Genomic DNA, 1,094 nt, shown 5'->3' on the forward strand with positions numbered 1-1,094 from the left:
CCCGGGAAACCCGACCGCGACAACAACAGGCAAAAGCCCTATTGTTTTCCCCCACCCGCTTCATAGCCACGAATAAGAAAGTTCTGGCGTGCCTGATCCCACACCAAGTCGGTAAAATCTCCTGGCTCGGGGAAGTTCGTCAAACGGTATTGACCGGAAGCGCCTTTCAGGAAATCATCACCAAAAGTCGTAACATTGATACTGGACCGGTCAATCTCGATGCCATCTGCCAATAGCCGCAGTGTATGTGTTCCCTCTCCAAGCAGATTGATGTTGTAGAGCAGGCTGAAGCCGTTGTTTGCATCGCCACAGACCTTTATCGTATCCGCCCGCCGGGTTCCATAGGCCACCTTGAAGGTTCTGATGCCATCCATTTCCACCACGACGTTTTCTGCCTCACAAATCCAGCCGGAGATAATGGCGATGCCACTCTGGCTGGAACCATCGGCAGGATTTTCAAATCTGCCCAGGGGAGCGTTGACGGGGTTGCTGCGTGGGATATCAGCAGTCACCGCCTGCACCGCTGCGGAACTCACTGCATCGATGGTAAAATTCTGCTGGCTCTGCTGCCAGGTCACAGAAACGCGCTGACCCCGTTCTGGAAAATCAGGCAGCTGATAGGTCCCCGACAACCCACGGCGGAATGGTGCACCCAAAGTGGTAACGGTAAATTCGGCGCTGTCGATGACCCGGCCATTGGTCAAGGCACGTACCTTGTGCATACCATCGCCTTGCAGATTCAGGTTGAAAAGCAGACCAAAACCGTTATCTGTATCACCGCAGACCGATGCCGTGTCCGCACGTCTCGTGCCATAGCCAGCAGCGAGATACGCTTCATCATCCAGTTCGATCTCTATCCCTTCTGCATCACATGCCCAGCCGGAAATGACGGAAATTCCGCTTTGAAAAGACGCCGGAGCGGGGTTCTCCAGATTCCCTCTGGTATCCGCCAGGCAAGCCGTGCCCTCGAAAGGGAAGTCTTTTGGCAGCACCTGCACCTCGGTTGTGTAGTACTGGTTGATATCGAGCAGGCCGGCGAAATTATCCGCGTCATAACGCAGCTCAAGCGCGTAGGCAATATATCCTGTATCAGG

1 protein-coding gene is annotated in these 1,094 nt (G+C 54.4%); it reads right to left on the reverse strand.

The window, feature by feature from the left end; all coding sequences use genetic code 11:
* Positions 1-38 precede the first annotated feature (38 nt).
* Positions 39-1,094, reverse strand: a 1,056-nt coding sequence (locus ACOCD2_RS21360; RefSeq protein WP_293653410.1) for a hypothetical protein, incomplete at its 5' end; no start/stop codon positions are given.

Source organism: Thiolapillus sp., from assembly GCF_048562965.1.
Taxonomy (GTDB): Bacteria; Pseudomonadota; Gammaproteobacteria; order Chromatiales; family Chromatiaceae; genus Thiolapillus; species Thiolapillus brandeum_A.